We start from the raw sequence: 13,520 nt of genomic DNA, 5'->3' as shown, positions 1-13,520 counted from the left end.
ATTTTTTATTATGAAAAGATCCACAGTAATTTTATTGAGTTTCTTTTTGTCTTTTTCGGCCTATGCACAGCATATGGCTATGAAAATGGACGAAAAGGAGCCGCGCAAACCCTTTTACACCAAAGTGGGCAATCGCGAAATTTATCATTTGTACATTGCCGATACTACCGTAAACTACACCGGCAAAGCAAGGCCCGCCATGGCCATTAACGGCAGCATACCTGCCCCTGCATTGGAGTTTACCGAGGGTGATACCGCCGAAATATATGTGCATAACCAAATGATGATGGAAACCTCTATCCACTGGCACGGGCTTATATTACCCAATCGTTATGATGGCGTTTCGTACCTTACCACCGCGCCAATTGAGGCCGGGCAAACTCATTTTTACAAGTTCCCGCTGGTGCAGCATGGCACCTATTGGTACCACTCGCATACCATGACACAGCAGCAAAGCGGTATGTATGGGGCTTTTATTATCCATCCCAAACAGCCAGCCGAACAAAAGGAGTACACCTTACTGCTGAGCGATTGGACCAATGAAAACCCCGACCAGGTAGAACGATCATTACATAACCAAACTGATTGGTACGGCATTCGTAAAGGCAGTACTCAAAACTATGCGGAAGCTGTAGCCGAAGGGCATCTTAAAACCAAGCTAACCAACGAATGGAAGCGAATGGTGGCCATGGATGTAAGCGATGTTTATTACGATCGTTTTTTTAGCAATGGCAAAGCAGTTAATAACGCCCCCCGGTTTAAAAAGGGCGACAAAGTGAAACTGCACATCATTAATGGCAGTTCATCAACCTATTTTTGGCTAAAGTATGCTGGCGGCAAAATTACCGTTGCGGCTAATGATGGCGAGGATGTGCAACCGGTACCTGTTGACAGGCTGATTATAGCCGTAGCCGAAACTTATGATGTGATAGTTACCATCCCCCACGACGGAAGCTTTGAATTTTTGGCTACATCCGAAGATCGCACCCGGTCAACCTCATTATGGCTGGGAAGTGGACCGCAGTTTAAAGCCAAGCCCTTGCCCCGGCTTAAATATTTTGAAGGCATGAAAATGATGAACGACATGATGGGCATGGATGGCAACATGAAGAAAATGGATGGCATGGTGATGACCAACCAGGTAATGGACATGAATACCGTAATGTATCCCGAAATTACCGGCGACGGCACAGCCCCAAATGATACCACTGCAACCGCAAAAAAAATGAGCGATATGCCTGGTATGGATATGGGGGGCAGCACCGATATAGTTACCCTAAATTATGGGATGTTAAAGGCTATTAAGCCCACTAATTTACCTGCCGGCCCGCTAAAGGTTTTGCACTTTAACCTTACCGGTAACATGAACCGTTATGTTTGGACGATAAACAATAAAACGGTTTCCGAATCGGATAAGATACTCATCAAAAAGGGCGAGAACGTGCGCATCATCTTGTACAATAATACCATGATGCGGCACCCCATGCATTTGCATGGGCATTACTTTAGGGTACTAAACGGGCAGGGCGATTATTCGCCGTTAAAAAACACGCTGGATATTATGCCGATGGAAACTGATACCATTGAGTTTGCGGCTACGGCAAGCGGCGATTGGTTTTTTCATTGCCATATCCTTTACCATATGATGAGCGGTATGGGCCGTATATTCAACTATGAAAATTCGCCGCCTAACCCCGAACTGCCCGACCCGGCAAGCGCCATAAAAAAGATATATGCCGATGACCGCCGCTTTTTTCCGGCCGCTAAAATAGGCTTGGAAAGCAATGGCAGCGACGGTACCGTTAGCATAGCCAATACCCGGTGGAAATTATCAACTCTATGGCACCTGGGCGTAAACAACCGCAAAGGCTATGAAAGTGAAACCATGGCAGGCCGCTATTTTGGGCAAATGCAATGGCTGTATGCATATGCAGGGTTTGATTACCATTACAAAAACACAAACGATCAGGAAAAAAACCTGTTTGGCCAGCAAAGCAATAAAAACAACCGCCATACCGTAGTTGCAGGGGTATCATACATATTGCCCATGTTGTTTGTTGCAGATGCCCGTGTGGATGGCAATGGCAAATTCAGGTTTCAATTGGGGAGGGAAGATATCCCTTTAACCAGCCGCTTAAGGTTTACGCTTATGGGTAACACCGATAAAGAGTACACAGTTGGTATGCGGTATATTTTTACCAAATATTTCTCTTTATCATCGCATTACGATAGCGATATGGGCCCTGGCGGCGGGTTAACAATAACTTATTAAAATATAGATTAATATAATGATTTTGATCACATATCAGCGTGTTGATGGTCATTTGACCAGGGCTTGAAATAGAGGAGATTTGAATAAATTAAATTTCACAATTATGAAAAAGCTACACTTCCTTTTATTCATATTAACCATCACCGCGGCGGTTACGGTTAATGCCCAGGTTAAAAAAGATACAACTTTTAAAATTATCATTACCGATAAGGGATGGATCAGGGATGCAGGGGGCACTCAATTAGGCCATATTGATAAAGACAATATTGTGCGCAACAATAAAGGGCAAAAACTATATTTTATTGATGCCGGCGGTAACGTGATTGACGCTAACGGGAAAAAGTTGGGGACGGCAAAAAAGAACGGCTCCTACTATAATATCAATGGCGAAAATGTGCTGAATACCAAAGATCTGGATAAAGAAAAATGCGCCATTTTAGATCCAAAGGGGCATAACTTCGGCACGGCTCACCAGAATTATAAATTGCACGCATGTGCCGCACATTGTTATTTCCTGGAGCAGGAGAAGAAAAAGGCTGAAGCAAAAAAAGCCAAGGTTTAACAGTCTTTTTTTTTAACACGCGTTAGGAAATATTCGGGTTGGGTTTCGGTAAGCTCAGCCCCGGCTTGTTGAAATGATCTGTATAGGTTACAACTATAAAACTTAAAAGCTAAAGATGATGTATTACGGAATTTATGGAGGAATGCACCTCATATGGTGGATTGTTTGGATGGTATTACTGTTCTGGATATTTGCAACGCCCTATGATATTCCGGGGCAGCGGAGGCGAAAAGATACACCGCTGGGTATTTTGCAAAAGCGGTTTGCCGCAGGCGAGATAACTGCCGAAGAGTACAAGGAAAAGAAAAATATACTCCAAAAAGACAAGGCTGATTAATATGGAGATGAACAAAATGCAGGAGGGGATGGAGCATCATAAAATGCACGATAGGCATGATCAGCACATGGGAATGTCAGAGCATGACCACCACGCCATGATGATTGCCGATTTTAAAAAAAGGTTTTACGTGGTATTGGCGCTTACAGTCCCTATCATGTTGTTATCGACCATGATCCAGCATTTTATGGGGGTTAGCTGGCAGTTTAAAGGTTCATCCTACATTTTGTTTGCCTTATCGTCGGTGGTGTTTGTATATGGCGGCTGGCCTTTTTTAACAGGTTTGATAAGCGAGGCAAAATCCAGAAATCCGGGGATGATGTTCCTGATAGGTTTTGCCATTACGGTGGCCTATAGCTACAGTGTGGCAATCGTTTTCGGTCTTAAGGGGATGGATTTTTTTTGGGAGTTGGCTACCCTTATCCTCATTATGCTTTTAGGACATTGGATAGAAATGCGATCGGTAATGGGGGCGTCAAATGAACTTGAGCTGCTGGTTAAGCTCATGCCGGCAGATGCCCACATGGTAATGGGAGACAGCGTACACGACGTTAAAACAGATACGTTAAACGCTAATGATATTATCCTGGTAAAACCCGGAGAAAAAGTAGCGGCGGATGGTATTATACTGGAAGGCGAAAGCTACCTCAATGAATCTATGCTCACGGGCGAATCAAAGCCGGTACAAAAAGTAAAGGGTGATAAAGTAATAGCCGGTTCCATTAATGGCAACGGGTCGTTTAAAGTAACCGTTTCACATGCCGCTAAAGATTCCTACTTATCGCAGGTAGTTAAGTTGGTTGACGATGCGCAAAAATCAAAATCGCAAACGCAATTACTGGCCGATACTGCTGCAAAATGGTTAACAATTATAGCCCTAATAACAGGCATCGGCACATTTATGTACTGGTTTTTAACGGGGCAAACCATGGCCTTCGCCATGGAACGGATGGTAACCGTTATTGTTATTTGCTGTCCGCACGCTTTAGGGCTGGCTGTTCCGCTGGTGGTGGCCAAATCAACAGCATTATCGGCTAAACATGGCTTGCTCATTAAAAACCGAACCGCTTTTGAAAATGCCCGTAAAATAACCACCGTAGTATTTGATAAAACAGGCACACTTACTGTGGGCAAGTTTGAGGTATCCAAGGTGGTTTCGTTTAATAAAGAAATCAAACAGGACGACCTCATCCGCCTGGCTTCTGCCTTAGAACAAAACTCCGAGCATCCCATAGCCACGGGTATCCTGCAAAAAGTTAAAGACTTAAAAATTGCCATCCCGCAGGCACAAAACTTTAAGGCCATAACCGGCCAGGGTGTTGAGGCAACGGTAGATGGGAAAAAAATATTGGTGGTTAGTCCGGGTTATTTAAAAGAAAATAAGCTGGCCGTTCCCGGTGAATATAATGCCAACGATACCGAAACGGTGGTATTTGTAATGGTTGACCGGCAACTGGCCGGGTACATTGCCTTATCGGACGAGATCCGCCCCGAATCGGCAGATGCCATTAAAACCTTGAAGCAGGAAAACATCAGGTCTGTTTTGTTAACCGGCGATAACAATAAAGTGGCGGCAAGTGTAAGCAAAACTTTAGGTATGGATAGTTTCATCGCCGAAGTATTACCCCATCAAAAATTAGATAAAATTAAAGAACTGCAAAGCAAAGGCGAATTTGTGGCCATGACTGGTGATGGTGTTAACGACGCCCCCGCGCTGGCCCAGGCTGATATTGGCATTGCCGTTGGCTCGGGCAGCGATATTGCTGCCGAAACTGCCGGCATTGTACTGGTGAACAGCAACCCGAAAGACATTGTAAGCCTGATACTGTTTGGCAAGGCAACCTATCGTAAAATGATCCAGAATTTGATTTGGGCAACCGGGTATAACATTGTGGCGCTGCCCCTGGCTGCGGGTGTGCTATATAGCCAGGGTATTCTTTTAAGCCCGGCAGCGGGGGCGGTGTTAATGACAGTAAGTACCTTGGTTGTAGCTATAAATGCAGGTATGCTAAAAGTGAAAGAATAACAAACCCTAAACCAGGCTCCATCAACAAGCAAAATATTAACCAATATAAACCACCAGAAAAATGAAAAGAATGATGATTGCCCTGATTGCTGTTACCTTAAGTTGTAGCGCTATGGCACAAACCAAAACAACCGACACTACCATGCACAAGATGTCGCATAAAATGTCGCACAAAATGTCGCAGAAATCAATGCACAAAATGTCGCACATGTCGATGGATAAAATGCACGATTGTGTAATGATGAAAGATGGTAAAATGATGACCATGATGAATGGCAAAACCATGCCCATGACCGAAGCTAAAACCATGACAAACGGTACCATTGTTGAGGCCGATGGAACCTGTAAAATGAAGGGAGGCAAAACTATGAAGCTAAAAGAAGGCCAGTGTGTAATGATGAACGGCGAGATGCCAAAAATGCGGATGAAAAAAGATACTGCAGGGCACAAAATGTAGACTGGATTTAAAGAGCGGCTTATCGTTATTTGGTAAGCCGTTTTTTTGTGCCCGGCTGGGCACAAACTGCAGGTAATAATTCGGAATGTTTTGTTTTACTTAAAAATATTAACCATCAGTGGTGTACCACCCCGTACCAGGGTGTTTCACCCCGTACCAGGGTGTCTCGTCCGTACCGGTACAGTACACTTTGGTATGTCTCGTCCTAAAAAAAAGTTTACAGTTTGTCTTGTGTTATGCGGGTTTTCAATGAGTTAAAAAAAAAAGACTTCGGCGGGCCACTTACTTTTTGTGTAATGTGATATTATTGACAGCTGTAAGTCGGCATATGTTCAATTACCAGGACAATTCAGTATATTAATTAGCTTTTTTGTGTGATTAAACCATTAATAATTAAGCCGATGTTAGCACCATCATCTTAATTAAAAACCTAAAATAATGGCTAAAAAATATCACCGGGTTTATTTAAATAATAACAGGTTGGCTTTTGCATTTGTTGTTTTCATGTTATTGTTTTCAAATGTGCTTTTTGCAACTACTGTTACTGTATCTTCAATTGCCGGTTTGCAAAAGGCCATCAATTTAGCTAAGCCTGGCGATCGGATTTTGTTGGCCGATGGCGTTTATACAACAACAGAAGATATTGTTGTGAGTAATAAAGGTACCGAAAAGGAACCCATAACCATTGCCGCCCAAAGCCTGGGCCGGGCCGAAATTAGCGGACAAGGGGGCTTTAGCCTGATGAATCCGGCTGCATATATTACTATCCGCGGCTTTAAATTTACACACGTGGCGGGCCGCGCTAAAACTGGTATAGGCACAAACCATTGTAGGTTTACCCAAAATATTTTTGAAAACCCGGGTGATGGCGAGGAGCTTACCGTGGCCGGCAGCGACCACGAAATTGACTATAACACTTTTCAAAATAAAAATGCTATGGGACGCTTTATAGCAATCCGTGGCGAGGGGAAGCAAATTGCCGAAAGATTGCACATCCACCATAATTATTTTAACAATTTTGCAAGCCAGGGGGGTAAAAATGGCGCCGAAGCACTTCAGTTTGGCTTAAGCGGATTTAGCTTATCATCAAGTAATAGTATAGTTGAATATAATTTATTTGAAAAATGTGAAGGCGAGAATGAATTGATTTCGGTTAAAGCTTCGGCGGTAACGCTTAGGTACAATACCATTCGTGATTGCCCGGCACAGTTCACTTTACGGCACGGTAACAAAAGTTTGGTTTACGGCAATTATTTCTTCAATACACCGGGTCTTCGAATTTTTGGCGACGACCACCTGATTTTTAGTAATTATTTTGAAAACTGCAGTTCGGCTATTGTGGTTGGCAACGGTGATGGGGAAGTAGCTGATGGTGCACTGCTAACCGCTCATGACCGGCCCGATAGGATATTGATTGGATTTAACACCCTGGTTGATAATAAGCAAAATATTATTCAAGCAGAACGTAAGAATGGAATGGGGGCCACATATGTTTCGATAGTTAACAACATTATCCAGGGAGGGGGAGCAGCGGCAACTATTTCGGGGCCTTATACCAACCCGCAATGGGCAGGCAATATTTTGTACAATGTAAAAGATGCAGGCAATATACCGGCTGAAGGCTATAAAACAGTTGACCCAAAATTGCTTAAAACATCTTCAGGTACTTATCACGTACAAACCGGCAGCCCTGCCATCGATCAGGCAACTGCATCTTATCCCGAGGTTAAGGTTGATATGGACGGGCAGCCCCGCATTGCACCTTTCGATATTGGTGCAGATGAACTTAGCACGGCAACGGTTAATGCCCATGTTCTTAATGTCGCCGATGTAGGTTATAACGCTAAGCATTAAGCATAAGCGGACTTCCTAATTTAATCCTAAATGTCTCTTTGCATTATAAGAGATTAAATAATCGGGGTCGTTAATGTATTTTTTAATAAAAGCATCTGTCTTATTATCATTGAAGCTTTTTAAGTAAACAAATGCCGGTATTTTTTGATACTTATCATTAAATGTTAAAAATAGATCGATGGCTATATCGACCATTGCGTAATCTAAACTGATTTTAAAAATTGAAGTTGCAATTATCAATTTGACGAAATTATCAGGAGAGGTTATTAATAAATTATTAAATACAGGCAGGGATTTAGTTGATTTCATATAGGCCAATGTTTCAACTATTAATGTGTCGGCTGATTTTTTTTCAATTAATTTTTCCATTAACAATGATTCTACAAGCAGTCGTTCAGAATAACTTAACTGATCAATTATATGCATATTCGTAAAGCCTTCCCTATGCTGCCAATCTGACGGAGGAATAATTTGATTGATAAGTTGCGCTATTTCCATATGTTAATTTATTGCGATATCCGGGAGTTGTCTATTCAATGCTTTGTATGTCGTTGACCAAGGGCCAAAAGGCTAAAATTCTGTGCGGCAGCGATAAACGGCTACTCAGCTGGCGCAATTACTTAGTGGTTACAAAATGGATATTCGAAACTTTGGACTACATTCTTTCTGAAAATTTTAACTGTTAACTCCCCCTTTGCCTTAGAAATACTGTCGTTTAGTAAGCTATATTTCCAAAGTTGTTTTTTGATCGGAACACATGTGCATAAGTCTTTAATGGTATCGATGTTGTTCCCATGCTTTATTACAATATCCGCAAAACAAGGAGGGGTATCTATCTTTTCTACAATTATCCCATTAAACGATTTATCACGTTTCTCATCAATATCAGGTCCACAACCCAATATATAGATCAGCAATATTAAACCAACATTTTTCGCGATAGCTTCTATTTTTTTCATATTACCTATTGCCTAAGTTCTTCAACTTCTTTTCTTTTTTTGCCGATACTTATTCACTTTATAATAGAACGACCTAAAAGGTGAAACTTTCAAAATAACCCTTGGTCGCGCATATTAGCGACGAATATTTAACCTCCAATCAACTATCACTAATCCAAACGCCTGTATAGGCTTGCAAATAGGTATGCTGATCCATTGGGCATGGAGAAGTCTTTTGGCACATCTACCCTTACATTGGATGGGGGCTGAAAATTAACATCCTGGGGATAAATACAAAAGCCTTCGTTTTTTATATCAGGATCAACCAAATATCCAGGCGCTATTTTGTCTGTTTCAAAAATAAAAATCAACTCTTTACTGTCTTGCTTTTTACAGATATAAAGATTTGCAAATCCATTTTTTTGCTCCCGATCTTTTACAGGGTAGGCTTTAAGCAAGACTACCATTGTGCAATTTTTCTCTGTCGCTGCCATGGTGTAATGTTTAAGAACGATATTTAGCGGCGCGATGTTCTTACCATTATTTCTGCAACCGATAACAGCGAAAGTCAACACGAAAAATAATGCCACGCACGTTCTATTTAAAATTCCGCTGTTGCCGCAAACCCTACAGTACATTTAACCTCCTTACCACAATTAAAAATACAATATATAAAAACATCAGCCCGATTGCTGTTGGTTTCCTGTATTTTTCACTCACAACATTACAAGGCAAACGCATCTAAATAGTTAACAGCGATAAGCTGTTATTTATAATAGCTAACGGAATAAGCTTATAGCGTCGGGAAGGTATAAGCGTCAAACGATACCTTGTTTTTATTGGCTGATCGTGGTTAAATGATCCAGGTACCAAAAGGACTTGTATTGGCCAACAACGGGCACAAATATTTGGATGCACCTAAATTGCGTGAAAAGTTCAGTGTTAACCATGATAAAATATAAAATATTGATTATCAAATACTTATAAAAAATATATCTGAAATGTGTTAAGTTATGTTAACCCAAGTAAACGCATTGCCCTGTCATTTTAGGTATCTTCTTCGCAAATGTGACAATTATTTAATAACTTAGTATTGTGAAACGCACAGCACTCATTTTAATCACGGCTATTTACCTGTTATCCTGCGTGGGTATCGGGGTTAACCGTTTTTATTGCTGTGGCAAGCTGGCTTCTGTTACCCTCATTTATGGCGCAGCCGACAACGAGGCCCATAAAAAAGCGGATGACAGTTGTTGCAAAAACGAAAAGCAAAGCTTTAAAATTAAGGATACCCATGTAAACACCTCGTCGGTTGCATTACAGGCTTTATCGCCTGCGTTGTTACCGGTCGTTAACCATTGGATAGCAGCCATTATTGTTAAAGAATTGCCATCCGCTATCGCTTATCAGGCAAATGCCCCGCCGGGGAGCACTGATATACCGATTTATACCCTTAATTGCATTTACAGGATTTGATCCTGTTCCCTCTCCTTTTTTAGCCGTTACCCTATGTAACCGGGTTAGCCTTTAAATTAAAATACATCATCTTAATTTATAATTCACGCATAGGTTTTAATCTATGTTATTTATCCACTTTTCAATTTTTTTAATCCATGAAAAAAGTAATGCTGATGGCGGTAGCCATCCTGTTTTCTGCGGCAACTGTTTTTGCAGCCGGTGTACCAAACGGTAAAATGAGCGCCGATACCACCAAAAAGGCCAAGCCTGCAAAAGTGCAGTACACCTGTACTATGCACCCCGAGGTATTGAGCGATAAACCCGGCAAATGCCCCAAATGCGGTATGGCCCTGGTAAAAAAATCACCTGCTAAAAAGAAACCGGCAGCCATGAAAATGTAACTCATTAAGCCTGGCCGCCAACCAGCGGCCGGGCTTATCAAAACCATTAAGATGATTAACCAACTTATTAGCCTGTCGTTAAAAAACAGGTATATCGTTTTGTTTATTGCAGTTGCCCTTTTTGCCTGGGGTGCCTACGCGGTAAATGAAAACCCTATTGATGCTATACCCGATCTGTCAGACAACCAGGTCATCGTGTTTACCGAGTGGCAGGGCCGCAGCCCGCAAATTATGGAAGACCAGGTAACCTATCCGCTGGTAAGCAACCTACAGGGCATCCCGAAGGTTAAAGCCATCAGGGCAACCTCGATGTTCGGGATGAGCTTTGTTTATATTGTTTTTGATGATAAAGCCGATGTGTACTGGGCGCGCAGCCGGGTGCTGGAGCGGTTGAACTACGCCCAGCGTTTATTACCGCAAGGCATTACACCCACCCTTGGGCCGGATGGCACGGGCGTTGGCCATATATTATGGTACACGCTCGACGCCAAAGGCATCGACCTGGGCGAACAGCGGGCCCTGCAGGATTGGTATGTAAAACTGGGGCTGCAAACAGTACCCGGTGTAAGCGAGGTAGCCTCCTTTGGCGGTTTCGAAAAACAATACCAGATCAGCATCGATCCGCATAAACTCAACTACTATGATATTTCCCTGTCGCAGGTACTTAAAGCAGTTAAAAGCAATAACAATGATGTAGGCGGCCGCAAATTTGAAATGAACGGCACCGGCTATATTGTACGCGGACTGGGCTATATTAAATCATTGGCGGATGTAGAGAACATAGCCGTTGGTGTTAATAAAACCATCCCCGTTAGGGTAAAAGATATTGCCACCGTGCAAATGGGCGGCGACGAACGCCTGGGTATTTTTGATCAGGATGGCCAGGGCGAAGCCGTTGGCGGAATTGTGGTGATGCGTTATGGCGAGAATGCCGATAGGGTGATCCATGCGGTTAAGGATAAAATGGCTGATATTCAAAAAGGATTGCCGCCGGGCGTAAAATTTAAAATAGCCTATGACCGGAGCGAATTGATTGAAAGTGCCGTTAAATCGGTTAAGCATACACTGTTAGAGGAAATGATTACGGTATCCATTATCGTTATCCTGTTCCTGTTTAGCTGGCGCAGCGCTTTAAGCATCATCATCCAGATCCCGATAACTATAGCGGCCAGCTTTATACTGCTCAACGCGTTTGGGATATCCTCCAATATCATGTCGTTAACCGGTATTGCATTGGCTATCGGGGTTATTGTAGATAACGGCATCGTAATGGTCGAAAACTCGCACCGCAATTTATCCATCGCACAACAAAAAGAGCAATCATGACCACAGCCGAAAGAATCAAGATCATAGAAGCATCCTGTAAACAGGTGGGGCGCGGCGTTTTTTTCTCTACCCTTATTATTGTTGCTTCGTTTTTGCCCGTATTTTTATTAGATGGGCAGGAGGGGAAGCTGTTTGGCCCCCTGGCCTGGACAAAAACTTTTATCCTGGCCATTGATGCCATATTAGCCGTAACACTGGCTCCGGTACTTATCTCTTTTTTCCTGAAAGGGAAGTTAAGGACCGATGACCATAATCCCATAAACCGTGCGTTAGAAAAAATATACCGGCCAATACTCAGCTGGTGTGTAACCTGGCGTAAAACCACCATCGGCATTAATGTGATAGCATTGCTGGTAAGTATCCCGCTTTTATTGAGTTTGGGCAGCGAATTTATGCCGCCGCTGGATGAAGGCACTATCCTTTTTATGCCGGTTACCCTGCCCGATATTTCCAACGCCGAGGCCAAGCAACTTTTGCAGGTTCAGGACAGGATCATTAAAAGCATCCCCGAAGTAAAAAATGTGCTGGGCAAAGCCGGCCGGGCCAATACGGCTACGGATAATTCGCCCATTAGCATGGTTGAAACTATTATCCTGTTAAAACCCGCTGCCGAATGGCGCAAGGGAATTAAAAAAGAAGACATCATCAATGAACTGAATGCCAAACTACAAATACCCGGCGTGGTAAACGGCTGGACACAGCCTATTATTAACCGTATCAACATGCTCTCTACTGGTATCCGTACCGATGTGGGCCTAAAGGTGTACGGGCAAAACCTGGATACCATTTATGCTTTATCGAACCAAATGAAGCAGGCGTTGCAGGGTATAAGTGGCGTAAAAGACTTATATGTTGATCCGATAACCGGCGGCAAATACCTGGATATCCTGGTGAACAAAGATGCCATAGGCCGGTATGGATTAAGCGTCGATGATGTAAACGAAGTAGTAGAGAGCGCCCTGGGTGGCATGAACCTTACCCCAACCATTGAAGGGCGCAGGCGCTTTAGCATAAACCTTCGCCTGGCGCAGGATTACCGGAGTAATTTAGAGGATATTAAGCGCACACTGGTACAAACAACATCCTTTGGCCCGGTACCGCTATCGTCTGTGGCAGATATCAGCATCAGCGATGGCCCGGCCATGATCCAGTCAGAAAACGCACTGCTACGCGGCACCGTCCTATTCAACGTGCGCGACCGCGACCTGGGCAGCACCGTTCAGGAAGCGCAGGCCCGGTTAAATGCCATGGTTAAACTATTGCCCAAAGGCTATTTTATTGAATGGAGCGGCCAGTACGAAAACCTGATCCGCGCCGAGCGTACTTTAAAACTGATACTCCCGGTTGTGCTCATTATCATATTTGCCTGCCTGTATTTTGCATTCCATTCCATCCGCGAGGCCTTTTTTAGCCTTATCAGTATCCCCTTCGCTTTAATAGGCGGGGCATATATGGTATATTTTTTCGGGGTGCATTTATCGGTAGCGGTGGCTGTCGGCTTTATCGCTCTGTTTGGTATCGCTGTAGAAACGGGAATTGTCATGGTGATATACCTTAATGATGCCATGCAGCAGCTGGTTGCTTTAAGAGGGAATTCAAAAGAAAACATCAGCAGAAACGATCTGCGCGAATACGTAATGAACGGGGCGGTAAAACGGCTGCGGCCAAAGCTCATGACGGTTTGTGTTGCCTTATTTGGCCTGGTGCCCGTGTTGTGGGCAACCGGCACCGGCAGCGATGTAATGCTGCCCATTGTACTGCCTATGATAGGAGGCGTATTAACATCTTCCACCCATATTTTACTGGTTACGCCCCTCATCTTTTTGATGGTGAAAGAGTACGAGCTAAAAAAATATGGCAAGCTGGAAGTATTGGCTGTAAAGGAATAA

13 protein-coding genes are annotated in these 13,520 nt (G+C 43.3%); 10 read left to right on the top strand and 3 right to left on the bottom strand.

Annotated elements, in window-relative coordinates:
* The first annotated feature begins 10 nt into the window (after positions 1 to 10).
* From PQ469_RS19060 to PQ469_RS19035, 6 genes are all read left to right on the top strand, one after another.
* On the top strand, positions 11 to 2,272 hold the full coding sequence (locus PQ469_RS19060; RefSeq protein ID WP_274209109.1) for a multicopper oxidase domain-containing protein: 2,262 nt from the start codon (positions 11 to 13) through the stop codon (positions 2,270 to 2,272).
* A 103-nt stretch (positions 2,273 to 2,375) separates the two neighbouring features.
* Positions 2,376 to 2,834: a 5-fold beta-flower protein gene (locus PQ469_RS19055; RefSeq protein ID WP_274209108.1), complete on the top strand. Its 459-nt coding sequence runs from the start codon at positions 2,376 to 2,378 to the stop codon at positions 2,832 to 2,834.
* A gap of 115 nt (positions 2,835 to 2,949) precedes the next feature.
* Positions 2,950 to 3,171, top strand: coding sequence for an SHOCT domain-containing protein (locus PQ469_RS19050; protein ID WP_274209107.1), 222 nt, complete (start codon positions 2,950 to 2,952; stop codon positions 3,169 to 3,171).
* Between the two features lies 1 nt (position 3,172).
* A complete protein-coding gene (locus PQ469_RS19045) occupies positions 3,173 to 5,197 on the top strand; it encodes a copper-translocating P-type ATPase (protein WP_274209106.1) in 2,025 nt (674 codons plus the stop codon).
* Positions 5,198 to 5,258: 61 nt separating this feature from the next.
* Positions 5,259 to 5,654 (top strand): DUF6799 domain-containing protein, encoded by a 396-nt coding sequence (locus tag PQ469_RS19040; RefSeq protein WP_274209105.1) that lies wholly within the window; start codon positions 5,259 to 5,261, stop codon positions 5,652 to 5,654.
* Positions 5,655 to 6,092: 438 nt separating this feature from the next.
* Positions 6,093 to 7,508, top strand: coding sequence for a polysaccharide lyase 6 family protein (locus tag PQ469_RS19035; RefSeq protein WP_274209104.1), 1,416 nt, complete (start codon positions 6,093 to 6,095; stop codon positions 7,506 to 7,508).
* Between the two features lie 15 nt (positions 7,509 to 7,523).
* On the opposite strand, the gene PQ469_RS19030 is transcribed toward PQ469_RS19035, so the two are convergent.
* The 3 genes from PQ469_RS19030 to PQ469_RS19020 form a co-directional block, all read right to left on the bottom strand.
* Positions 7,524 to 8,006 (bottom strand): hypothetical protein, encoded by a 483-nt coding sequence (locus PQ469_RS19030; protein ID WP_274209103.1) that lies wholly within the window; start codon positions 8,004 to 8,006, stop codon positions 7,524 to 7,526.
* Positions 8,007 to 8,128: 122 nt separating this feature from the next.
* Positions 8,129 to 8,467: a hypothetical protein gene (locus PQ469_RS19025; protein WP_274209102.1), complete on the bottom strand. Its 339-nt coding sequence runs from the start codon at positions 8,465 to 8,467 to the stop codon at positions 8,129 to 8,131.
* A 149-nt stretch (positions 8,468 to 8,616) separates the two neighbouring features.
* Positions 8,617 to 9,036 carry a hypothetical protein gene (locus tag PQ469_RS19020; RefSeq protein WP_143065403.1) on the bottom strand — a complete coding sequence of 140 codons (420 nt, stop codon included), beginning with the start codon at positions 9,034 to 9,036 and terminating at the stop codon, positions 8,617 to 8,619.
* 505 nt (positions 9,037 to 9,541) lie between these two features.
* On the opposite strand from PQ469_RS19020, the gene PQ469_RS19015 reads away from it, so the two are divergent.
* The 4 genes from PQ469_RS19015 (at position 9,542) to PQ469_RS19000 (ending at position 13,520) form a co-directional block, all read left to right on the top strand.
* Positions 9,542 to 9,922: an HYC_CC_PP family protein gene (locus PQ469_RS19015; RefSeq protein WP_274209101.1), complete on the top strand. Its 381-nt coding sequence runs from the start codon at positions 9,542 to 9,544 to the stop codon at positions 9,920 to 9,922.
* Positions 9,923 to 10,059: 137 nt separating this feature from the next.
* Positions 10,060 to 10,305 carry a heavy metal-binding domain-containing protein gene (locus PQ469_RS19010; protein ID WP_090644563.1) on the top strand — a complete coding sequence of 82 codons (246 nt, stop codon included), beginning with the start codon at positions 10,060 to 10,062 and terminating at the stop codon, positions 10,303 to 10,305.
* A 51-nt stretch (positions 10,306 to 10,356) separates the two neighbouring features.
* Positions 10,357 to 11,631: an efflux RND transporter permease subunit gene (locus PQ469_RS19005; protein ID WP_274209100.1), complete on the top strand. Its 1,275-nt coding sequence runs from the start codon at positions 10,357 to 10,359 to the stop codon at positions 11,629 to 11,631.
* A complete protein-coding gene (locus PQ469_RS19000; RefSeq protein ID WP_274209099.1) occupies positions 11,628 to 13,520 on the top strand; it encodes an efflux RND transporter permease subunit in 1,893 nt (630 codons plus the stop codon). Before PQ469_RS19005 ends, PQ469_RS19000 begins: the two co-directional genes overlap by 4 nt.

This window comes from Mucilaginibacter sp. KACC 22773, from assembly GCF_028736215.1.
Lineage (GTDB): Bacteria > Bacteroidota > Bacteroidia > Sphingobacteriales > Sphingobacteriaceae > Mucilaginibacter.
Note: the sequence above shows the minus strand (reverse complement) of the source record. Positions and strands in the feature narration are given on the sequence as shown.